Origin of the sequence: Bartonella sp. MM73XJBT (assembly GCF_028618465.1) — a bacterium.
Classification (GTDB): Bacteria; Pseudomonadota; Alphaproteobacteria; order Rhizobiales; family Rhizobiaceae; genus Bartonella.
On sequence record NZ_JAQISY010000001.1, the window covers coordinates 56,242 to 77,779 of the forward strand.

At 37.4% G+C, this 21,538-nt stretch carries 17 protein-coding genes, 1 other RNA gene and 1 pseudogene; 12 read left to right on the forward strand and 7 right to left on the reverse strand.

The features are described 5' to 3' along the window. Positions 1–57 precede the first annotated feature (57 nt). The 4 genes from pstA to gshB form a co-directional block, all read right to left on the reverse strand. The gene (pstA, locus tag PVV69_RS00280; RefSeq protein ID WP_273756008.1) at positions 58–1,350 is read right to left on the reverse strand and encodes a phosphate ABC transporter permease PstA; all 1,293 of its coding nucleotides are present in this window, start codon (positions 1,348–1,350) and stop codon (positions 58–60) included. After that, positions 1,347–2,807 carry a phosphate ABC transporter permease subunit PstC gene (pstC, locus tag PVV69_RS00285; protein ID WP_273756009.1) on the reverse strand — a complete coding sequence of 487 codons (1,461 nt, stop codon included), beginning with the start codon at positions 2,805–2,807 and terminating at the stop codon, positions 1,347–1,349. Before pstC ends, pstA begins: the two co-directional genes overlap by 4 nt. 63 nt (positions 2,808–2,870) lie before the next feature. Next, the gene (locus PVV69_RS00290; RefSeq protein ID WP_273756010.1) at positions 2,871–3,917 is read right to left on the reverse strand and encodes a PstS family phosphate ABC transporter substrate-binding protein; all 1,047 of its coding nucleotides are present in this window, start codon (positions 3,915–3,917) and stop codon (positions 2,871–2,873) included. Positions 3,918–4,067: 150 nt separating this feature from the next. After that, a complete protein-coding gene (gene gshB / locus PVV69_RS00295; protein WP_273756011.1) occupies positions 4,068–5,006 on the reverse strand; it encodes a glutathione synthase in 939 nt (312 codons plus the stop codon). 85 nt (positions 5,007–5,091) lie between these two features. Between gshB and PVV69_RS00300 the strand changes: the two genes are divergently transcribed. After that, entirely contained in the window at positions 5,092–5,868 is a 777-nt protein-coding gene (locus tag PVV69_RS00300) for a molybdopterin-synthase adenylyltransferase MoeB (protein ID WP_273756012.1), read from the forward strand. A gap of 639 nt (positions 5,869–6,507) precedes the next feature. Here PVV69_RS00300 and PVV69_RS00305 read toward each other — a convergent pair. From PVV69_RS00305 to PVV69_RS00315, 3 genes and pseudogenes are all read right to left on the reverse strand, one after another. Beyond that, a pseudogene (locus PVV69_RS00305) lies at positions 6,508–7,742 on the reverse strand (MFS transporter). Next, positions 7,739–8,482, reverse strand: coding sequence for a ThiF family adenylyltransferase (locus PVV69_RS00310; protein ID WP_273756013.1), 744 nt, complete (start codon positions 8,480–8,482; stop codon positions 7,739–7,741). Before PVV69_RS00310 ends, PVV69_RS00305 begins: the two are co-directional and overlap by 4 nt. Before the next feature lie 1,191 nt (positions 8,483–9,673). Then, positions 9,674–10,246 carry a cytochrome c family protein gene (locus tag PVV69_RS00315; RefSeq protein WP_273756014.1) on the reverse strand — a complete coding sequence of 191 codons (573 nt, stop codon included), beginning with the start codon at positions 10,244–10,246 and terminating at the stop codon, positions 9,674–9,676. Between the two features lie 103 nt (positions 10,247–10,349). Here PVV69_RS00315 and PVV69_RS00320 point away from each other — a divergent pair, with 103 nt between their 5' ends. The 11 genes from PVV69_RS00320 to miaB all read left to right on the forward strand — a co-directional run bounded on the left by PVV69_RS00320 (position 10,350) and on the right by miaB (position 21,474). Continuing rightward, the gene (locus tag PVV69_RS00320) at positions 10,350–11,081 is read left to right on the forward strand and encodes a 3-deoxy-manno-octulosonate cytidylyltransferase (RefSeq protein ID WP_273756015.1); all 732 of its coding nucleotides are present in this window, start codon (positions 10,350–10,352) and stop codon (positions 11,079–11,081) included. After that, entirely contained in the window at positions 11,078–11,938 is an 861-nt protein-coding gene (locus PVV69_RS00325) for a prephenate dehydratase (protein ID WP_273756016.1), read from the forward strand. The genes PVV69_RS00320 and PVV69_RS00325 overlap by 4 nt, the downstream gene beginning before the upstream one ends. A gap of 547 nt (positions 11,939–12,485) precedes the next feature. Next, a complete protein-coding gene (locus PVV69_RS00330) occupies positions 12,486–12,896 on the forward strand; it encodes a hypothetical protein (RefSeq protein WP_273756017.1) in 411 nt (136 codons plus the stop codon). A 1,136-nt stretch (positions 12,897–14,032) separates the two neighbouring features. After that, positions 14,033–14,130: signal recognition particle sRNA small type (gene ffs / locus PVV69_RS00335), an RNA gene on the forward strand. A gap of 233 nt (positions 14,131–14,363) precedes the next feature. After that, positions 14,364–16,304, forward strand: a complete 1,941-nt coding sequence (locus PVV69_RS00340) for a DNA polymerase III subunit gamma/tau (RefSeq protein WP_273756018.1) — start codon at positions 14,364–14,366, stop codon at positions 16,302–16,304. 14 nt (positions 16,305–16,318) lie between these two features. Beyond that, a complete protein-coding gene (locus PVV69_RS00345) occupies positions 16,319–16,642 on the forward strand; it encodes a YbaB/EbfC family nucleoid-associated protein (RefSeq protein ID WP_273756019.1) in 324 nt (107 codons plus the stop codon). Between the two features lie 36 nt (positions 16,643–16,678). Further along, positions 16,679–17,284, forward strand: a complete 606-nt coding sequence (gene recR, locus PVV69_RS00350) for a recombination mediator RecR (RefSeq protein ID WP_273756020.1) — start codon at positions 16,679–16,681, stop codon at positions 17,282–17,284. Positions 17,285–17,360: 76 nt separating this feature from the next. Then, positions 17,361–18,389: a YeiH family protein gene (locus tag PVV69_RS00355; protein ID WP_273720066.1), complete on the forward strand. Its 1,029-nt coding sequence runs from the start codon at positions 17,361–17,363 to the stop codon at positions 18,387–18,389. A gap of 500 nt (positions 18,390–18,889) precedes the next feature. Continuing rightward, the gene (tsaB, locus tag PVV69_RS00360) at positions 18,890–19,582 is read left to right on the forward strand and encodes a tRNA (adenosine(37)-N6)-threonylcarbamoyltransferase complex dimerization subunit type 1 TsaB (protein WP_273756021.1); all 693 of its coding nucleotides are present in this window, start codon (positions 18,890–18,892) and stop codon (positions 19,580–19,582) included. Next, positions 19,575–20,066: a ribosomal protein S18-alanine N-acetyltransferase gene (gene rimI / locus PVV69_RS00365; RefSeq protein ID WP_273756022.1), complete on the forward strand. Its 492-nt coding sequence runs from the start codon at positions 19,575–19,577 to the stop codon at positions 20,064–20,066. The genes tsaB and rimI overlap by 8 nt, the downstream gene beginning before the upstream one ends. Positions 20,067–20,097: 31 nt before the next feature. Continuing rightward, complete coding sequence (gene miaB / locus PVV69_RS00370) at positions 20,098–21,474, forward strand: tRNA (N6-isopentenyl adenosine(37)-C2)-methylthiotransferase MiaB (protein WP_273756023.1); 1,377 nt, start codon at positions 20,098–20,100, stop codon at positions 21,472–21,474. Positions 21,475–21,538: the final 64 nt, after the last annotated feature.

The following is a 21,538-nucleotide window of genomic DNA, read 5'->3' on the forward strand; positions in this document are numbered from 1 at the left end:
TTTAAAATATAAATCCTATCTCTGTTACTGCTTTATCGAAATCATCTTTTATCTAAATTACTGGCGCCGTTCAAATCGTCGACGTAAAAAAACCGCCGAAATGTTCATGACCGCAAGAAAAGTCATTAATATGATAATAGCACCAGAAGTCTTTTCAACAAAAGCACGCTCTGCTTCACCTGCCCACATGAAAATCTGCACAGGCAAAGCTGTTGCCGGATCCATAGGGGTGGTAGGAATATTGACCACAAAAGCAACCATACCAATCAAAAGTAATGGAGCTGTCTCACCTAAAGCCTGAGCTACACCAATAATCGTACCAGTCAAAATACCAGGAGCAGCTAAGGGAACAACATGATGAAAAACCACTTGTGTTTTTGATGCTCCTAACCCTAAAGCGGCAGCGCGAATAGAAAGAGGAACAGCACGCAAAGCAGAACGTGTTGCAATAATAATTGTAGGAAGCGTCATAAGAGCTAAAACAAGCCCACCAACCAAAGAGGCTGAACGCGGTAGCCCCAAAAAGTTAACAAACACCGCAAGTCCTAACAGACCAAAAACAATTGAAGGAACCGCAGCAAGATTATTGATATTCACTTCAATAAAATCTGTAAACTTATTTTTGCGTGCATATTCTTCCAAATAAACAGCAGTTGCTATCCCTATGGGAAGTGAAATCGCTAAAACTATCGCTATCATGTAAAAAGAGCCGATAATCGCAACGCCTAAGCCCGCAGTTTCAGGACGACTTGAAGCACCAAAGGTAAAAAAACCAAAATTAAATGTTTTATAAAGTGTGCCATCATGCGCTAAGCGTTTCATCCATTGTACTTGGCGATTAGAAACCTTGCGATTTTTTTCTGCGACATGTAAATTAATTTGCCCTTTATAAGCAGAGTCAATATCCGCTGCCACTAAGACTTTGATTTTTTGTATTGTACCAATGAGCTTTGGATTCTTGGTCACCATTTCACGCAGTTGAACACGCACACCACTTGAAAACATCCGGTTAACATCCCGCAATGATGCTCGATCATTTTGATCTATACCAAGCTTTTTTACCAAAGCATTGCGTACAAGAAGAGGATAATTGGCAGTTATAAGAACCTGCGGATTTTTTGCACGCAAACCACTTGGATCAATAATCTTCTCATCCAAATAAATTGATAATGTCATTTCACTGTGAAAAAAAGCTGTATAACCCTGACTGATGATAGACCATAAAAGGGCAAATAAAAAAAAGAGACCAATAAAAATAGCAATCATACCATACGCGCGGAAACGACGTTCAGCCCAATATCGACGTTTGAGTCCAATATTGCGACGAGGAAAAAGAAAATCTTCATTCATTCATATTGTTCCCGATATTTACGTACGATATAAAGAGCAAGAATATTCATCAAAAGAGTCATAACAAAGAGTGTCATCCCTAAAGCAAAAGCAACAAGAGTTTGGGGGGAATTAAACTCAAAATCACCTGTCAATTGATTTACAATTTTTACCGTCATTGTAGTCATTGCTTGGAATGGATTCAGTGTTAAATTCGCTGCAACACCTGCCGCCAAAACCACAATCATCGTTTCTCCAATGGCACGGGATGCTGTCAATAAAATTGCTCCCATTATTCCTGGAAGCGCTGCTGGTATCACGACTTTTTTAATCGTTTCCGATTGCGTTGCTCCTAAACCATAAGAGCCTTCCCGCAAAATACGTGGAACAGCTGTAATAACATCATCTGATAAGGAAGAAACAAAAGGTATCAACATTATTCCCATCACAACTCCAGCGGTCAAAACACTTTGAGCCATAATAAAACCAGAACCATCAGAGAGAGAAATAGAAAGATCACGTAAAAATGGACCAACAACCTTCAAAGCAAAAAAACCATAAACAATGGTGGGAATACCAGCAAGAACTTCTAGCAATGGTTTCACTATTGAACGTAAGCGAGACGAAGCATATTCGGCCATATAGAGGGCTGAAAATAATCCTATTGGCACAGCAAAAAGCATTGCTACAAATGCTATATAAAGCGTGCCAGCAAGCAATGGTATTAAACCAAATTGCCCCACACCATCCCCTGAACCACTCGCTGAAAAACGCGGATCCCAAACGGTTCCAAAAAAGAAATTTGAAAAGGATACAGACTGAAAAAAGCTTATCGTTTGAAAGAACATAGAAAGTGCAATGGCTACTGTCGTCAAAACCGCAACAATAGATGCACAAACCAATCCCACAACAATCAAACATTCAACCTTATTGCGCGCACGCCGATGGGGAGCAACTTGCATAAGTCCGCAAATAAAACCAAAGAATGCAACGACAAAAAGAAAAATATGACCAATAAACTGGAGCTTTCTAGAAGAAGATATCCATGACTGTGCTATCCTTAACACATCATCTGATGCTTCATAAGGTAAAATCAATCCTTTCACTAATAATTGTGCACGCACTTCTTCATATGAAGTATTAGCAAGATCTCCCTCAAAGTGGTGAAGCATTTTGACCAAATTTCGAAGCGTTCCCCAAAGTAGGTCGTGATTTATAAGCCCTGTTATATGCGCACTATATGTCCCAATCTCTCGAGAGGCACTATACTCTAAATAAATTGCACTCCCACTCTCCCAAAAAAGTAAAAAAACAAGCGGTGGAATAACCGTCATTAAAAACGTCCACCAACCGTAATAATACACACGAGAATGCATCTTGCATTGCGTATATTCCAAAGTGCGTGCCCGCATATAAGAAATACAAAATCCAAAAAAACCAAGAAGCAATAACAGAAAAATAATAACGGAAATGTGCATATTGTCTTTCAATTTTTGTAAAAAAGCAGCACAGAAAATGCCTACACCAGCAAATCCAAAAAATTATTCCAATGTCATCACACTACCAGCAGAAAAAGCAGAACGCTGCGCTTGACGCTCTTTTTCAGAAGCCACAATCAAACCATATTCAGCCAAAGGACTATCTGGACCAATCATTTGATCAGAAAGAAAAAAATCAACATATTCCTGTAATCCTGGAATAATACCTAAATGCGCTTTCTTAACATAGAAAAAAAGGGGACGAGAAACGGGATATTGACCACTAGAAATTGTTTCAACGGTTGGCGCAACACCATTAATATCTGCGACCTTTAGCTTATCAGCATTATTTTGATAAAAAGATAAACCAAAAACGCCAACTCCTGATTTATTAGAAGTGAGACGCGCGAATGTTTCAGAATAATCGCCATCAATATCAATAGCTTTACCATCTTTACGCACAGCAACACACGCAGCATGTATTGCCTTCTCATCCATCCCCAAAGACTTCATCGCATCCACTGCTCCACTCTCTTTACAACCCGCTTTTAATAGTTTTTCTTCAAAAACTTCACGCGTTCCATGCTTCTCTCCAGGGATATAAGCTGCTATTGCCCAATCAGGAAGAGCACCATTGATTTCGCTCCATTTTAAAACGTTATTGGGTTGCAATTTTCCGTCTTTCATAATTCGAGCAGCAAGTGCCCTATAAACATCTACTGGTTGTAATTTCCAATCAGGACCATTGATATCTGTTGCAAAAACAATGCCATCATATCCAATGCGTATCTCTTCAACATCTTTTACACCAGCATCAAAACAAGACTTTAATTCACTAGACTTCATTGCTCGAGAAGCATTCACAATATCAATAGCATTCTCCCCAATGCCACGACAAAATTCCTTAATACCAGCTCCTGTTCCACCCGATTCGATAACAGGAACCTTAAAATGAGGATACATTTCTCCAAATGCCTCAGCAACGATCTTTTGATAAGGTAAAACTGTCGATGAACCTGTCATCTGAATTTGATCACGTGCGTTGCTAACATTCACTGATAACAATATCGCGAAAATCAGTCCCACCCCAACTGATAATAATTTGCTCATCTATAAACTCCTTAATGTGAATCAAATTCTTTTTTTTGCAGTACATGACAATTTTAATTCTAGTTCATATTTGTAGCAGAACAAATATAAAAAGTAACATTAATGATTTTTTCTGAAAAAATCATGTTTGGACTCTGTGTTCAAATCAATTTAACTTGAACGTTTCTCCTCAACAACATCCCAAAAAAGATGAGCAATATCTGTCCCACCGAAGCGTTTTATTTCACGAATTCCAGTAGGAGATGTTACATTGATTTCTGTTATATAATCTCCAATCACATCAATTCCCACAAAAAAAAGACCACGTTCCTTTAAAGCTGGACCAATACGTTGGCAAATCTCATAATCACGTTTTGTTAAATCAATATTTTCTGCGCACCCCCCAACATGCAAGTTCGAGCGAACATCCGTTTCTGCAGCTATCCGATTGATCGCTCCAACAGGGGTACCCTCAAGCAAAATAATTCGTTTATCGCCTTTGCGCACTGCATTTAAATAACGCTGAACAATAAAAGGTTCGCGATAAATTTGTGCAAACATTTCCAAAAGCGATGCTAAATTGCAATCATCCCGTTTTAAATGAAAAACACCAGCCCCCCCATTACCATAAAGTGGTTTTACAATAATATCACCAAATGTGGCTCTAAAAGTCATTATTTCTTCAATATCTTTTGTAATTAAAGTTTCTGGCATCAAATCAGGAAATTCCGTGACAAAAATCTTTTCTGGACTATTGCGCACCCATGCTGGATCATTCACAACAAGAGTCTGAGGATGAATGCGTTCTAACAAATGCGTTGTCGTAATATAATCAAGATCAAAGGGAGGATCCTGCCGTAAAAGAATCACATCCATATCGCTCAATTGCGTACGACATGACTTGCCTAATTGATAATGATTCCCTTCTTCATCACGTACTATTAATGATTCCAGCCATGCAATCACACAACCATCGCGCATAGATAAACGATCTGGTGTATAATGAAAGAGAGAATGTCCGCGTTCTTGCGCTGCTAAAGCAAGTGCGAATGTTGTGTCCCCTTGAATCTGAATGGTTGAAATATGATCCATCTGAATGGCGATTTTCATAAATAAAAGCTCCTTATACTAAAAACAGACTGGTCTATGCGCTATAAATTCCGTACATAAAAAGAACTATGACGAGGGAAAGCCTATGATACAAGACACTGACACAAAATTAAGCAGTGAAGAAATTGAACGCTATGCACGTCACATCATTCTGCCTGAAATTGGTGGAGCGGGACAACAAAAGCTTAAAGCTGCACGTGTTCTTGTTGTTGGTGCTGGCGGTCTTGGCTCCCCTATCTTAACCTATTTAGCTGCCGCAGGCGTTGGTACTCTTGGAATTGTTGATGATGATATCGTTTCGCTTTCCAATTTACAACGCCAAGTGATTCATAAAACCAACACAATTCATCAATGTAAAACGGAGAGCGCCACTGCTTTTATCAAAGACATAAACCCCCATGTTAGCGTTGAAAAACATAATATCCACTTGGATAAAAGTAATGTGGATAAACTGATCAACGCCTACCACATTATTATTGATGGATGTGATAATTTTACCACACGTTATTTGCTTGCTGATCACGCTGCTCACTGTAAAAAACCCTTAATAAGTGGTGCTGTAGAACGTTTTAGCGGCTCACTGACAGTCCTTATGCCTTATAAAGACTATAATCCTCACTATCGCGACTTATTCCCCAGTCCGCCCGCCCCTGGTGTTGTCCCAACATGTGCTGAAATTGGAATCATCGGCATTTTACCTGGAGTGATCGGAACACTACAAGCCATGGAAGCCATTAAACTAATCACAAATATTGGCGAACCATTAGTAGGTAAAATTCTCTTCTATAATGGATTATCAACGCAATTTAATGTCATTACCTATAAACGGTCAGATTTCAGTGTAAATAATCAAGCTCCTTGAAAATTTTGGGGATGAGAAAAAATACGATCAGCAGAACCATATTCAACCATTTCTCTATTACGCTTCACAATCACCTCATGTGAAAGCCGTTTTAATAACTTTCAAATCACGACTCATGAACAGATCCCCAAAATGATATTTTGGTTGTAGATGACGTAAAAGGTCAATAATCTGTGCTGCACACTTACATCAAGAGAAGCCGTAGGTTCATCAAGCATGATAAAACGTAGTTTAAGGATAACTGCATATGTAAAAGCGATGCGCTTTCTCTGTCTACGAGAAAACTCATGGGAATAATATAGCAGAGAAAAAGAACGAGGCAAATCTCATGCAAAGCGTAAATATATCAATAATCTCTTCTTTTTTCATATCCTCACAACTTCTGTTAAAGTTCTTTTTTCTATACTCTAGAATGAAAGTAAAGTTGCCGTTTTTAGAGAAATCTTAGAAACCGTGTTTGATGAAATAAAGCAAATTCAGCCATACAGAATTCTGTATGATTTCAGTGCACTGCATTCAGTAATTTACATCATAGAAAAACTTCTGGCGACAAATTTTCCTGTTTCATTCGTAAAATAAATCCTGATTATTTTCCTGATCTCTAAAAATTCAGAAGCAAATATTTTTCAACTGTATTTGTCATATTGTTTTTTTCAAAATAGACTTACCAGAGAGCGGCATCCACTTGATAGTAACCAAACCACATAGGAAAAAAGTTAAAGTCGGTAGTATAAGATAACAAGACGGTGAAATTTTTGCAGGAAGAAATGAAATAGCGCTTAACACCGTTATTGAAAATATTCTTCCACTGAAAGATACAGCACCAATAATACCAGAAATATGCCCAGTTTGTTTTTGGGTAAGCTCTGAGAAAAACAGACTCTTTGCTCCTATCGGTACAGTGCAAATAAATCCATGAATTAAAGAAAAGGCGATAATTGCTAGAGCAGTTTGATTGCTATGGACAAAAAATAAAGAGCAATACACATAAGGGCAGAGAAAAATGAAAAATATTTCATATAATCCTTATATTTTTTATCAAGTACGTGATACTTAGACATCAGTAAATTAGAAAAATATTGCGCTGAGAAAGCTCCAATATGGCAGAACATAAGTGTCAACATTTGCGAAGTGTTGAGGTGGCTAATCTTTCCACCAGAGAGTATTATTGGCTGCCAGAAGTGATAAATAACTTGAATACCAGCACTGAAAAGGCACATCAGCAAAATAAACCATACTCCACCCACGGTGTTTTTAAATACCCAGAGCGTTTCCTTAGCATTTTGCAAGATCGTCTTTGTTTTTGTCCCTTCATTCACAGATGTTTTTTCTTCAGGAACAATAAGAAATATAAAGAAAATTACTCCCATCATGATGCCTGAGATAATATACCCCATAAAATATTGCCTAGAATAATAGATCGTTGCAATTCCTATGATACCACTGATAATGCTACCGAAAGAGTTTATCTGGTGAGAGAGATGTGCATAATACGAAAAGCGATCTTGTTGATGCCCTAGAGAATGATAAATCCATCCATCAATGGCGCTAGCAATGAAGCAAATTCCTGCTGCATAGAGGATTTGTGCAATGGTAAGCGCTATCATATTAGGGGCTTGAAGACAGAGAAGATAAAACAATCCCGTCATAAAAATCCCAACTGTTACTGAATATTTACGCCGATATCTGTCAGCGAAAACAGCACAAGGAAAATCAAGAAGTAAAACGGTTACCGAAAAGGCGACTTGAAGTAAAGCCAATTGGGATAGAGTAACCCCCATAGACATGAGAAAAATAGCATGATAAACACCGATTAACATCCGTACCGCGTGATAAGATCCGTAGGTTACTGCAAGCGTTCGAGATCTGTTCATTGTTTTGTTCCACAAACTTTGCAGTGGGGAATCTCTTTAAAAGAACGCTCTTCTGTGAAAAGCTTGCTACTCCATATTCCTATACGACAATCCGTGGAAAGGAGATCACCATAATTACCTAAAAATTTAAGAGCATCGTTAGCACACATAGCAGCTGAAAGAGCATTCACGGGAGGAAACGTTGCAACTTTAAAATTATTATTAATAGCAGCGCAAGCCTCATAGAGTAAATCGTCACTTTTTGGGGGAAGATTTCCTATGGATGAACCACATGCATAGCAACCAGTTTTTCCTGGTATGTAAAAAGGTCCAAATGCAGCTATATCATTGACATACCCAGAATTTATATAAGCTTGTTGATTCTTTACACACCACTCATTTACCCATGGCATCAACTGATCAGGTGTGTCAGCAGAAATAATCCATAAATCAGCTTTGGGTAATTTGTTGATATCCGTTTTGTCCATGATTGACATTTGTAGCTCAGTAACTTCACTTTCACTGTTTCTCTGCAATAATTCACGCCGAAGAACAGTGGTCTTAGGCAGTCCAACATCTTGTTCAGTAAAAAGAATTTGTCTGGTAAGGTTACTTATTTCGATCACATCATTGTCGACAAGAATTAATTTTCCCACGCCAGAGGATGCAAGTATCGCTGATACATGACTACCAATCCCACCACACCCTAAAATGACCACCATTTTTTGTGAAAGGATATATTGAACGGTTTCTGGATCCATATCATAACTTTGATAATGGAGATGATTTCTTGAATATCGATTCTTGAAGATGTTGTCCGATGTCTCAGCCAAAACAAGAAAGTGGTTAGAAAAAAGAAAGTCAAATGCGTGATTAAAATCCTCTTTTAACATGCTTGACGATAGCGACTCGTAAACTTCTTCTAGTGTCTTTTTCTCAATCCACTGCGCTGCGATAAGTACTCAATTTTCCCAGTATTTTCTCTCCTTGATAACAAATTGTTTTGAGCCCGCACCAAAAATGGCATCCTCTTCACGAATAACAACACGGGTATATTTTCCCAAAACATATTGCTGTTCCATACATTCTCCCCCCACATTTACTCATCAAAACAAACTCTTCCCTGAGAAATTATCACAGGGAAAAGAATTCTTTAAAATTATTCATTAGTTACAAAATATATGATCCATAACACCCTCCCCTTAATCTCTTTTTTTTTATTTTCCAATTGTCTATAAAAAAATATTAATTGTCAGTACACTTTTATGACAGAGAGTGAATAATTTTATATAATATTCATGAAACTCCTTCAAAAATAGAAAAAAAACAATACATAATTAGAACTCTCTTTTATATTCGAAAGATAAGCAAAACGTGTTCTTATCACGCTTTATTTCTAGAAAATTTATTGCTAACTTTAACAAAATTCAAATGATTTACCCTTTAAAATATTTATTTACTCCCTTTGATAGGGGCTAATATAGAGATGATATCAATTTTGTTTTCAAAAAAAACTCTCAAGGGAGTTTTTTTAGTGTTTGTGTTTTCTAATTTGCTAATTATTTTTATCCAACAAACTTATGGGCATATTTTGTTTTATTACTAACAAGAGAGGAAGAAGAAATGGAAATGGAAATGGAAAAATATTTGTCACTCATGCACAATTTCCAAGTGCTATTAAATTCAATGCACCCCCACTTCTTTAATGGATAAAATTTAAGTAACATGTTTTTACTCTTAAGAATAAAAACATGTTAACGAGACGATGTAATCTGAAAAATTAAATTGCTTTTTTCAGCATCATTAACCGCATAAATCTTATGTAGCGGATTCCACTATGCAATAAAGGCAGATGAATTGAGTGGATTAAAAGCACATCGGAATACTCAAAAAAAATAAAAATCTAAAAATCAATCACGTCTCTTTCTAAAATGATTTACTTCTGAAATAGCTTAATCTTTGGTCTGATCTTGTTTGTCTTCTTTATTATCCATTGGTAAAGGAATGGGGTCATCAGATAAACTGCGTAAATAAAGCAAAAGATCTGCACGATCTTGATCATTTTTTATCCCACGAAAAGACATCGTTGTTCCTGGAAATGCTCTACGTGGTGATTGTAGATAACGATCTAAATTTGTAAAATCCCACCTTTGATGAGAATTTGCACGCAATGCCCGTGAATAAGCAAAGCTTGGTGACGCGGCTAAAGAACGATTCACTATGTCCCAAAGAACTGGACCAACACGACCAGCTTCATTGCGTCCCGAGGTATGGCATATAGCACATTGGCGAAAAATTTTACGCCCATTTTCAAGATTACCCTGTTGAAGACGCTCATTTAATGATAAAGAAGGACTCGATGCCTGTTGTTTTCCCTTGGACGTATTACTTTTTGGCACCGTATAAGAATATTGAACCGATGGAGAGTTATCATAGACTATATCGCTAAGTGTGGAAATTCCCAGCAAAACAATCAAGACAAAGAGGCAAGAAACAACAAAATAAACAACTGTTGAGCGATTCATAAAAACTTAAACGTTCATCTTTTCATTACCATTCCTAGTTTAAGCTCTTTCCTTATAACATACAACATTATAAATACGTCACAATGGCATTTGGAACTTTGTAATGACGCTTGAACCAATTATTCTTATTCCCGCCCGTATGGGCTCAACCCGTCTACCCCAAAAAGCTCTCGCTGAAATTTCTGGAAAGCCTATGATTGTTCATGTTGCTGAACAAGCGAAAAAAGCTGCAATTGGACGGACTCTCGTAGCAACAGATCATAATGATATCGCCAAAGCCGTTACAGCTTATGGACATGAATGTATCATAACATGTGGCGATCATAAATCTGGTTCTGATCGCATTTATGAAGCTTTAATGCATATTGATCCTGAACAACGCTACAATACCATTTTGAATGTACAAGGTGATCTGCCAACAATAACGCCCCATGAAATTATCAGTGCTTTACGCCCTTTGGAAAATAGCTTCACTGATATTGCAACCTTGGCTGCTAAAATCAGTGACGAAAATGAAAAGAGCGATCCGAATGTGGTCAAAATTATTGGTTCACCACTTTCTCAAAATCGCCTTCGTGCTCTTTACTTTACCCGCGCAACAGCGCCTTATGGAGATGGTCCCCTTTACCATCATATTGGGATATATGCTTATCGGCGTGGAGCATTGGAGAAATTTGTGGCGCTAAAACCTTCTCCACTTGAACAACGTGAAAAACTTGAACAATTACGCGCATTAGAGCATAATATGCGTATCGATGTAGAAATCATCGACACTATTCCCTTAAGCGTTGATACACAAAGTGACCTTGAAAGAGTACGTAAGATTTTAGCATGAAAGCACTTAAGAAAACCAATAAAATCTCTTTCCAAGGGGAATATGGTGCCAATTCTCATATCGCTTGCTCCAATATGTTCCCTGATATGGATGCTGTACCCTCAGCAACATTTGAAGAGGCCCTTAACTTAGTGGAAAGTGAGCAAGCTGATCTTGCTATGATCCCTATTGAAAATACTCTTGCTGGCCGTGTTGCGGATATTCATCATCTTTTACCACAATCATCCCTCTATATTATTGATGAATATTTTTTGCCTATTCATTTTCAACTCATGGTTTTACCTGGCGTTACGCATGATGAAATTAAAACCGTTCATAGCCATACGCATGCCCTTGCACAATGCCGGAAAATCATACGAAAAAATGGCTGGCTCCCTGTTGTTTCACCTGATACTGCTGGAGCTGCAAAATTTATTAAACAAAATGCAAAGCGTTCACAAGCAGCTTTGGCTCCTCTCATCGCAGCAGAACTCTATGGGCTTGATATTCTTGAAAGAAATGTAGAAGATAATCCTCGTAATATTACTCGTTTTGTCATCCTTTCGCGTTCTCAACGCTCCGTGCCTAAACCACAAAATGGTGAAAAAATTATCACTAGCCTTCTTTTTCGCGTGCGCAATGTGCCCGCTGCTCTTTATAAAGCTATGGGAGGATTTGCCACAAACGGCATCAATATGACAAAATTAGAAAGCTATCAAATTGGTGGAAATTTCAATGCAACACAATTTTTTGTTGACATCGAAGGGCATCCTGAAGATCCCATGATGCAACTTGCTTTAGAAGAGCTATCTTTCTTCTCTGCTGAACTTCGCATTATCGGCATTTATCCGGCTCAAAACGATCGCACACCTCTATGAAAACAATTCAATTGTATCACTTTTCATAGACATCGAAGAATATTCTAAAAATTTCATGGTGTAATACGCCTTAGGAAGGCAGGCTCTTTTCTTGCTAACATAACTTTATCATAAACACTGAAAAAATGAGCTATCCCACCACTTCATGGACATTTTCAATTTTCCGGATAATATTTTCCATGAATAACATATAAAAGAACATAAATTCGGCAGAAGAAAAAATACAAGCACAAAGACAAAATCTTCCTCAGCTATCCTATTTCTCCCATACAAAAAGCTCTTTGGCTAGATATGCTATTATCTATGGCAATTTATTTTAAAGGGATGCGCGCCAATCTCGTAAAAAAGGTAACACAACAATTGAAATTTCTTTTAGAAGACATCAAACAGGAATAATTTAAATTGTCTTGAATTCAAGCAATATCAAAACGATTTTTATGAAACTAAAATTGCAATTTTGCCCTGTTTTTCATAATAAAATTTGATCTTTTATATTAATGAAAACTCCTTTATGATTAACCTTATTTTAGAACAAAAGGGAAAAATAATGAAAAAAATTATCACTCAAGGATTATTAGCCGCTAATATTCTCGCGTGCTCCAATGTTGCATTTGCTGGATTTGGTGAGAGAGCGTGGAATTTTGCGCCAAGTGAAAGTGTTACTATTGGTACGCCCGATAATACAATGCATCAAGGTGTTGAATATGCTTGCAAAGCATTTAAACCTAAAAAAGCATCCTTTTCTTTATCGTACTCTTCCCCTTCTGACTTGGACAAACTTAAAATTGTTGCGGATGATGAAAAGAAAATAAAACATGATAAAGAACATAAGCTCTTTACATTCAAAGGTATAAAATCTCTCCATATAAGCTTTCCATCATCAGGACATTATATTTTTAAAAATATTACTAAGAAAAAAATTATTGGAATAGACTGTGATACAGGGGATTACAATTAATAATATTCTAACAATACCTAGGCTTGCATGATTTTATAACAATGCTGGAGTAAGCTTTTTTGAAATCAAGCGTTGTACATTATCAACGCTTGATTTTTAGGGGGATTGAACTTTGTGCTTGGTTCGTAAAATCACGCTGTTCAGAAAAATAAAATAAAAAAACTGAATAGTGAACGCCTTTTGCTGCCAATGAATTATTTTGTATTTTGATTATCAGAGTATTTTAAAATGAGAATATCGCATTCATCCTTGCCATGAAAATCATCTTAAAATGCTATAAACTCTCTTTATAATTTAACTTATTAAATCACCTGTCTGCTTCTTTTTGCTCCTGCATTTTTTTATCATGCCTTGAGAGAATATGACAACAAGTTTCATAAGGTATAACTTACTATTTCTATTAAACTTTTTAAGGTACGCAATGTAAAATTGATTACCTACTCGCACTTCAAAAGACGAAGATTTCTAATCATATCCGTCTATAAAAAATCAAGCTTCTTATCTCACGGTTGCCACCTACTAACCACTCAATGTATTTCATTTCTACAAGAATCTACGTGCAAGCTCTGCCCTAAATATTCACACCATTGCTTTAAAATACTTAATGTGTAAAGTTTTACATACCTTATATCACCTCACCTTAAATGATAGTGTTTTACAGTATAACTAGATAAAGCTTCGAAATAAGATTTTCAAACATGTGTCTATTCGCATAGAGATTCTTGATACATTGATTCTAATATTTTTTTGAATGCTGCTTAAATCTTCTTAGAACAAACCATTTAAAAATTTCATAGACGTGCCAACAGTTCATGTTGCAATGGATGAGAAGATTTAATTGTGAAGCTCTTGCGACAAGCACAGGCTTCTTTGCTTAAAGAAATTCAAAAAAATAAATTCCTTCTCCTTTAACGAAACTTTAGTCAATAAACATCTCCTTAATGTCGAACAACATAATCATCTTGTTCATAGCAAATCAAATAGAATGCGCTCTTCCCATAAAAATTGATGAATCTCCATCACCCTTGTCGCCCATAATACCAGAATGAAGCACAAAGGAAAAATTCTTCATTGTTCGCAGCATATTTCTTGTTTCTTAGCTTGATTTTTCATTTTAAATCGACAATATGAGCATGGGAGGTTGGTGATGGACGAACTGCTCGCCAACTGGGTCAGGTCTGGAAAGAAGCAGCCCCAACGGGTTTTTGTACGGGTCATTGTACCAGCCTCCTACTTCTTTCTGTAAATTACGTTTTTTTTGTTTCTTAGTGAAGTGTTTTCAATTTTCAAAGCAGCGTTGTGCAAGAAGCAAATAAAAGGTTTGGGGCTGTCTTTAAGAAAATTGTCCTATTCCTTCAAAAAATAAATTGATTGAGAAAAAATCCTTTTATATTAGACTATGATATTAATCTGTGCCTTTGTATTATCGAACTATACGCATAAAGAGCTTCAAAGTTGGAATCGTTGATGGAAAATATGCCGGTAGAAACAACCTATCGTGTTCTTGCTCGCAAATATCGGCCTCAAAATTTCTCTGACCTTATTGGTCAAGAAGCTATGGTGCGTACCCTTACAAATGCCTTTGAAACAGGTCGCATTGCACAAGCGTGGATGCTAACAGGAATTCGTGGAGTTGGCAAAACAACCACAGCGCGTATTTTGGCACGTGCACTCAATTACAAAACAAAAGATATTGACCAACCAACAACCGTATTAAATACACTTGGTGAACATTGCACACAAATCATTGAAGGACGCCATATCGATGTTATAGAAATGGATGCGGCTTCGCATACGGGTATTGATGATATTCGTGAAATCATTGAACAAATACGTTATCGTCCTGTTTCTGCTCGCTATAAAGTTTATATTATTGATGAAGTGCATATGCTCTCAACGCAGGCATTTAATGGTCTCTTAAAAACACTTGAAGAACCACCAGCGCATGTAAAATTTATTTTTGCAACGACAGAAATTCGCAAAGTTCCTATTACCATTCTTTCACGTTGTCAGCGTTTTGACTTACGACGTGTTGAAGCAAAAGTTTTGAGTACACATTTGTACCAAATTGCAAAATATGAAAAGGTAGAAGTGGAAGAGCAAGCGCTCTCCATGATTGCTCGTGCTGCAGAAGGCTCTGTACGTGATGCATTGTCCATTTTTGATCAAGCAATTGCTCATAGCAATGGGAATGTTAGTGCTGTTGCAGTGCGTGCAATGCTAGGGCTAGCTGATCAAGCACGTATTATTGATCTCTTTGAATTCATCATGAAGGGCAACGTCGTAAATGCCTTGCATGAATTACGTAGCCAATATGATGCAGGGGCTGATCCTCTCACGATATTGACAGAATTAGCCGATTTCAATCATCTGGTCACACGTCTCCGTTTTACTCCAGAGATAGCCGAAGATCTCTCGCTGACCGAAGAGGAGCGCTTAAGAAGCTTAAGCTTTTCACAAAAACTTTCCGTCCCTGTGTTATCTCGAAATTGGCAAATGTTACTCAAAGGCTTACAAGAGGTGAGTCAGACAGCACACCCACTTCAAGCTACTGAAATGTTGCTTATTCGCCTTGCTCACACTGCTGATTTGCCTACTCTTGATGAAGCCTTAAAAAAACTTAGCCAAGAAAAAACATCTCTCACAATCGTCACAAACTCATCTCATCAAGAGTCCACAAATGCAAATAATACGACAAAAGTAACAACTCTATATGCTGATTCTTCCCAAAACGTTTCAAACGTGCCAGCTAATCAATCTGATTTCAAACCATCCGTAGGCAAACAACTTAGCCACTCCTTACAAGAAAAAGAGACAGCTAAAACTCAAGTTTTTAAAAGTACCAACACTCCTGAAATAACAGACACTCTTGAAACTTCAAAGTCTGTTAAACTTTCTGAAGATATTACGCATTTATCACATTCCTCTAGGAGGAACGCAGAAGAAATTACTGTATCGCAAACCACTGTTATCAATTCCTTGCACGATATTGTTAAATTAGCTGAACAGTATAATGAGACGCCTTTCAAACTCCTTATTAAAGAATTTGTGCATCCTGTTTCCTTTAAACCAGGGCATATTACCTTAAGGCTTTCTGAAGATGCTCCACATTCACTTGCTTGTGATATAGAAAAAATGCTTTTTCAATGGACAAAAAAACGCTGGACTGTAACCTTTGTCAGTGAAGGGGGAGGACCAACCTTACAGGAAGAAAGTATGGCTGTCCAAAAGACTCTTTTTTCCAATGCAGAAACAGATCCTGATATCGCAAAAATACTTAACCATTTCCCAGAAGCGAAAATTGTCGATATTCGCCTGAATAAACAAGAAAATGACCTTGATTTACCATCTAATAGCTTTAAAAATATTGATACTTTTGAAAATGAAAGTGAAACTAATGATGAATAAGGATACCCATTTCTATGCGTGACATGATGAGCATGATGAAAAAAGCCAAAGAAATGCAAGAAAAAATGCAAACAATTCAGGAGGAACTGAAAAAAATTGAAGTCATGGGTTCTGCTGGAGGGGGACTTGTCAGCATCACTTTAAACGGCCAAAATGTTATAACGGCGGTTCACATTGATCCTTCACTACTTACACCTGAGGAAGTTGAAGTCCTTGAAGATCTCATTATGGCAGCCTATAATGAAGCCAAAGCAAAGATGGAAGCCATTGTAGCAGAAAAAACCAAAAGTATAACAGCAGGATTACCGCTTCCATCAGGTTTCAAACTACCATTTTAATGAAGCATATTTTATTTAATCCCATGGGACAACAATATGTCTAAACACATTGCAGGACCTGAAATCGAGCGTCTTATTCAACTTTTAGCACGGTTACCAGGTCTTGGTCCACGCTCTGCCCGACGTGCAGCACTTTACCTTATCAAAAAAAAGGAAACACTGCTGGAACCTTTGGGAGCAGCAATACAGGAAACTGTAAATAAAGTTTGCATTTGTTCTGTTTGTGGAAACGTAGATACAATTGATCCTTGTTCGATTTGTACAGATCCACGCCGTGATGATACAACAATTATTGTTGTTGAGGATATCGCTGATCTGTGGGCTTTAGAGCGTGCAAAAACTCTCGCCGCACGTTATCATGTACTGGGTGGACGTCTTTCTCCCTTAGATGGAATAGGCCCTGATGAACTTAATATCACTTCTTTAATACAACGCGTTGTACAAAATTCAATTATAGAGATTATTCTGGCTGTCAATGCTACTGTTGAGGGACAAACGACAGCGCACTATATCACGGATCAGCTTTCCAACTTTTCAGTTAAAGTGACCCGACTTGCCCATGGAGTGCCTGTAGGAGGTGAGCTTGATTATCTTGATGATGGAACTTTAGCAGCAGCCTTACAAGCAAGAACAAATCTTTAAAAACTTTTTGCTCTTAGCTGTTGTCTCTTCTATTTGCTATCATTGCTCATTGTTCTTTTTTGGGGGAAATATTAAATTGGTAAAGAAAAATCTCTCACTTTTAAATGACTTTTTTCCTGGTATCTTGATATGTTTACTCATATCAGCCTTAGCATATGGTCTAGAAGTTGTAGAAAAACAGCTTTTTGGGCAAGCATGGCTCGAAAGTCTGGTTTTAGCAATTATTTTAGGATCGATTATCCGTAGTTGTTTTACTTTGCCAACATATTTTCAAAAAGGTATAACCTTTTGTGCAAAAACACTTCTTGAATTTGCTATTGTTCTTCTAGGAGCAAGCATTAGCATACACGCCGTTTTTTCAGCCGGTTGGAGTTTGCTTGCTAGCATCATATTCGTTATATTTGTAACTATTCTTATAAGTTTTTTTATTGGCCGAATTTTCGGGCTTTCTTCACATTTAGCAATGCTGGTTGCTTGTGGTAACGCTATTTGTGGTAATTCCGCTATTGTTGCCGTTGCACCTGTCATTAAAGCAAAACATGAAGAAGTCGCTGCATCAATTGCTTTTACCGCCCTTTTAGGAATCCTTATTATTTTACTTCTTCCTGTTTTACATCCTCTCCTCAATTTGTCATTGAGTCAATATGGTGTACTTGCAGGCATGGTGGTATATGCCGTACCACAAGTTTTGGCAGCAACAGCATCTGTTTCTTTTATAAGTGTTCAAATTGCAACAGTTGTTAAATTAGTGCGTGTTCTCATGCTGGGTCCTGTTATTTTTGCCTTGTCAATTATTTATCACCGATCAGCCCAAACCCGCTTGCGCCTACACACTCTTGTTCCATGGTTTATCATTGGCTTTATTATTATGATGTTGATCCGCTCCAGCGATCTTATTCCTGAAAGCGCTCTTATACCCATACGATTTATCGCTCAGTTGTTCACTGTCATTTCAATGGCAGCTTTGGGACTAGGCGTTGATATCCGATCCTTAAAAAAAGCAGGATGGCGTGTCATCTTGGCTTCAACCTGCTCCATACTTATCCTTGGAATTTGTAGTCTTATCATGATACAATTGAATGATTTAAGTCATATTACATTTTGAAATATGTGTTCTCAAATATTTTTACTTTTTTCAGCCTACTATACAATCATCCCGTAGATTTACCAATATTGGAAAGCTCTTCTATTAAACCAAGTGAAAAATTATAAAAATTTTCTTATCATTTGATGATAAAAATGAAATGCACTTTTGATATACGTAGCAAACTGTTAAACTGCTTTACAGCACATAATTATTTGCCATAAACAGTGTATAGAAATATACAATGTATAAAAATTACTTTTTTATTTTATCACTCTCATCTCAATACAGACTATGTTCTTATCGGAGAAAAACAAATGTGACTTCAAAATTTCTCCTTTCAAATTTCTTTTACGCACTATAATTTACAAAAGGATGTGAATGACAATCAAATCCGTATCCAAGAAAAAAGATATTGCTGCTTATTTGCACTAGCAATCTTCTTCAATTATTACAAAATGAAAAAACTAAAAAGCACGGTAGACCTTTTGTTTATCATCTTATTCAACTAAAGTATATTTATGCTTATTCTTGCTATAGACACTGCTTCAATTTATTGCGCCGTTGCACTCGTTCGTCATAAATCTATCATCGCGCGTATCAATGAACGCATGCAAAAGGGGCATGCAGAAAAGCTTATGGGACATATTATACAAGTCATGATACAAGCCAACATGACCCTTAATCAAGTTGATCGTATTGCTGTCAATATTGGACCTGGATCTTTCACTGGTGTGCGTGTGGGGGTTTCCACAGCACGCGCTTTAGCGTTAGCGCTTGAGATACCAGCTGTCGGAATAAGTGCACTGGAAGCATTAGCAGCACAAACAAAAACCAGTACAAATACTGCATCAACAATCACTGTCGTCATTGACGCAGGAAGAGATATGTTCTACCATCAAAACTTCAATGAAGATTTGACACCTTTAGGAGAACCAGGATTAAAAACAATTGAGGATATCATCGAAGGTTTACCACAACAAACGAGATTAACCGGTCCAGCAACTGATATTATTGTACAGCATATTATAGACAATAAGATAAATAAAAAAATCATACGAGACCAAAGCTTTTGTGAGGCAGCAGACATTGTAAGTTATGCCCATCTTGCTGCAAACAAACAACCAAAAGATCCACCCCGCCCGCTCTATTTACGTAATGCCGATGCAAAACAACAAACTGGTTTTGCATTACCACGAAAAAATAATGTCTAAATTTTTATTGCCAAAAAAGCTTTTTGAGGTTGCTCCACTCCAAATTAATGATAGTGCTTCTCTTCATCAAATCCATCACTCTTGTTTTGTTCCTGCTTGGGAAAAGCAAGCTTTTGATGATTTCTTAACAGATTGTTCTATCTTTGGATACAAAGCCTCTCTCATTGAAAAACCTGAACAAATTGTAGGCTTTTGCCTTTGCCGTCTTATTCTTGATGAAGCAGAAATTATCACAATTGCTGTTCACCCTGATTTTCATCGACACGGTATTGGTTCCTTGCTTATTGATCGCACACTTCACCATCTGCATAATGCGCGTGCTCTTAAACTCTTCTTAGAAGTAGAAGAAACAAATCTTTCTGCTTTGAACCTTTACCAACGTTTTAAATTTCAAAAAATTTCTAAACGCCCTGCTTACTATCAAACAAAAAATAGCCGAGTAGACGCAATCGTTATGGAAAAAACTTTTCAGCAAACAGATTGAGATTTATATCAAAAACATTTAGACACATGCTATGAATAAAGCAGATCCTAAAAATGTACCTCCTGTTCCTCTTAAAAAGGTTTTTATCAAAACCTATGGATGCCAAATGAATGTTTATGATAGCCAGCGAATGACTGATAGTCTCTGTGCGCAAGGTTATGTTACGACACAAACGCCAAATGACGCTGATCTTATTCTTGTTAATACTTGTCATATTCGCGAAAAAGCAGCAGAAAAACTTTATTCGGATCTTGGTCGTTTGCGGGTGATACGTCAAGAACGGAGCCCCGATAAACCCTTGATGATTGGTGTAACTGGTTGTGTTGCTCAAGCTGAGGGGAGTGAAATTTTACGCCGTGCTCCAACCGTGGATCTCGTTATTGGTCCACAAATGTATCACCGCTTACCAGATTTGTTAGAAAAAGCAAAACAGGGGAAAAAAATTATCGAAACAGACTATGCTGTTGAAGATAAATTTGCTCACTTACCGCCGCATAATAAACGTGCTGTCAGAAAACGGGGCGTTAGTGCATTTTTAACAGTACAAGAAGGATGCGATAAATTTTGCACTTTTTGTGTTGTTCCTTACACACGCGGTGCCGAAATATCACGACCTGTAGAACAAATTACCGAAGAAGCACGCCAACTTATTGAAGCAGGTGTCAAAGAAATTACGCTGCTTGGACAAAATGTAAATGGTTGGCATGGACAAAGTGCAAATGGTAAAACTTGGCGTCTTGGTGATCTTCTCTATCATCTTGCCAAACTAGATGGTTTAAAACGTCTGCGTTACACCACCAGCCACCCACGAGATATGGATGATAGCCTTATTGCCGCGCATCGAGATCTTGACATATTGATGCCTTATCTCCATTTGCCTGTTCAATCAGGTTCAGATCGCATCTTAAAAGCAATGAATCGCCAACATAAAAGCATTGATTATCTTCAACTTATCGAAAAAATTCGCACCGCACGACCCGATATTGCTTTTTCAGGCGATTTTATTGTAGGATTTCCAGGAGAAACAGACGAAGATTTTGAAGAAACCATTAAACTTGTTAAACAGGTTCAATATAGTTCAGCTTATTCTTTTAAATATTCACCCCGCCCTGGAACAGTTGGTGCAACAATGAAGAATCATGTTGATGAGACTGTAAAAGATGCGAGACTCCAGCATTTACAAGTTCTGCTCCTTGAGCAACAAGATGCATTTTTGCGTTCTAAAATTGGTCAAACAACCGATGTTCTCATCGAAAAAGCTGGGCGTCACGAAGGACAAATGGTAGGACGTTCACCTTGGCTTTTGCCCGTTGTCGTGGATACAGACGCTATGACAGGAGATGTAGTGGCAATTCATATTAAAAATACAAGTTCAAACAGCTTTGTTGGTGAAATGGCAAATGTGTAAATATGCCTTTCATGCCTCGTTCACAACAGAGATTTTAAAAAGCTCTTTTATTTTTGAAGAAAAT

What these genes read in the sequence shown, in the direction of transcription:
- PVV69_RS00290 (WP_273756010.1), bottom strand. Translation starts at nt 3,917, where the DNA reads ATGAGCAAATTATTATCAGTTGGGGTGGGACTGATTTTCGCGATATTG.
- PVV69_RS00315 (WP_273756014.1), bottom strand. Translation starts at nt 10,246, where the DNA reads ATGAATCGCTCAACAGTTGTTTATTTTGTTGTTTCTTGCCTCTTTGTC.
- PVV69_RS00345 (WP_273756019.1), top strand. Translation starts at nt 16,319, where the DNA reads ATGCGTGACATGATGAGCATGATGAAAAAAGCCAAAGAAATGCAAGAA.
- PVV69_RS00300 (WP_273756012.1), top strand. Translation starts at nt 5,092, where the DNA reads ATGATACAAGACACTGACACAAAATTAAGCAGTGAAGAAATTGAACGC.
- gshB (WP_273756011.1), bottom strand. Translation starts at nt 5,006, where the DNA reads ATGAAAATCGCCATTCAGATGGATCATATTTCAACCATTCAGATTCAA.
- pstA (WP_273756008.1), bottom strand. Translation starts at nt 1,350, where the DNA reads ATGAATGAAGATTTTCTTTTTCCTCGTCGCAATATTGGACTCAAACGT.
- PVV69_RS00330 (WP_273756017.1), top strand. Translation starts at nt 12,486, where the DNA reads ATGAAAAAAATTATCACTCAAGGATTATTAGCCGCTAATATTCTCGCG.
- PVV69_RS00340 (WP_273756018.1), top strand. Translation starts at nt 14,364, where the DNA reads ATGGAAAATATGCCGGTAGAAACAACCTATCGTGTTCTTGCTCGCAAA.
- pstC (WP_273756009.1), bottom strand. Translation starts at nt 2,807, where the DNA reads ATGCACATTTCCGTTATTATTTTTCTGTTATTGCTTCTTGGTTTTTTT.
- recR (WP_273756020.1), top strand. Translation starts at nt 16,679, where the DNA reads ATGTCTAAACACATTGCAGGACCTGAAATCGAGCGTCTTATTCAACTT.
- PVV69_RS00325 (WP_273756016.1), top strand. Translation starts at nt 11,078, where the DNA reads ATGAAAGCACTTAAGAAAACCAATAAAATCTCTTTCCAAGGGGAATAT.
- miaB (WP_273756023.1), top strand. Translation starts at nt 20,098, where the DNA reads ATGAATAAAGCAGATCCTAAAAATGTACCTCCTGTTCCTCTTAAAAAG.
- tsaB (WP_273756021.1), top strand. Translation starts at nt 18,890, where the DNA reads ATGCTTATTCTTGCTATAGACACTGCTTCAATTTATTGCGCCGTTGCA.
- rimI (WP_273756022.1), top strand. Translation starts at nt 19,575, where the DNA reads ATGTCTAAATTTTTATTGCCAAAAAAGCTTTTTGAGGTTGCTCCACTC.
- PVV69_RS00310 (WP_273756013.1), bottom strand. Translation starts at nt 8,482, where the DNA reads ATGGATCCAGAAACCGTTCAATATATCCTTTCACAAAAAATGGTGGTC.
- PVV69_RS00320 (WP_273756015.1), top strand. Translation starts at nt 10,350, where the DNA reads ATGACGCTTGAACCAATTATTCTTATTCCCGCCCGTATGGGCTCAACC.